This is a genomic window from Vibrio sp. 070316B, assembly GCF_013114115.1.
Taxonomy (GTDB): Bacteria; Pseudomonadota; Gammaproteobacteria; order Enterobacterales; family Vibrionaceae; genus Vibrio; species Vibrio chagasii_B.
Genome location: NZ_VTYC01000082.1, coordinates 1 through 709, shown reverse-complemented (window position 1 = coordinate 709; position 709 = coordinate 1). Strand labels below are relative to the sequence as shown.

Sequence of the window (709 nt, the reverse complement as noted above, 5' to 3'; positions counted from 1 at the left end):
TAATCTGGGCTTATCGCAAGTTAATACGTCCTTCATCGCCTCTGACTGCCAAGGCATCCACCGTGTACGCTTAGTCACTTAACCATACAACCCGAAGAGGTCTTTATGTATGGTAAACAACCAAGGTTTTTGGTTGTAACAAGAAGGGTTAGTTCTTATTACGTGTTTGCCGGACTCAATGTGATTCAAACAAGTTTGAATCGAATACAAGACACTTGAATGTGTTTGTTGTGTTTATCCAAAGGATAAACATTGAGAACTTTTAATTTGATTTAAATAACTACGTTATTTAAATCAGTCAGCTTTCCAAATTGTTAAAGAGCTAGATATTTCAAAAGAAATAACCATTTTTAAAGATTCTACTTTCTATTCTAAAGAAATAAGAACACTTAAAGATGGTGGAGCTATGCGGGATCGAACCGCAGACCTCCTCGCTGCCAGCGAGGCGCTCTCCCAGCTGAGCTATAGCCCCATCTGGAAAAGTATTCCCTACTCTTAACTTATTAAACCATCAATCTGTGTGGACACTTATCGTGAAGATCTTCGTATAAGGAGGTGATCCAGCCCCAGGTTCCCCTAGGGCTACCTTGTTACGACTTCACCCTAGTCATGAACCACAAAGTGGTGAGCGTCCTCCCGAAGGTTAAACTACCCACTTCTTTTGCAGCCCACTCCCATGGTGTGACGGGCGGTGTGTACAAGGCCCGGG

Annotated in this window: 1 tRNA gene and 2 rRNA genes; all 3 read right to left on the bottom strand. The window is 42.6% G+C overall.

Going from position 1 to position 709, the window contains the following annotated elements:
• A 23S ribosomal RNA gene (locus F0251_RS24305) occupies positions 1–84 on the bottom strand; the annotation flags it as partial.
• 312 nt (positions 85–396) lie between these two features.
• Positions 397–472: transfer RNA gene (locus F0251_RS24300), tRNA-Ala, on the bottom strand.
• A gap of 76 nt (positions 473–548) precedes the next feature.
• Positions 549–709 (bottom strand): 16S ribosomal RNA (locus F0251_RS24295); the annotation flags it as partial.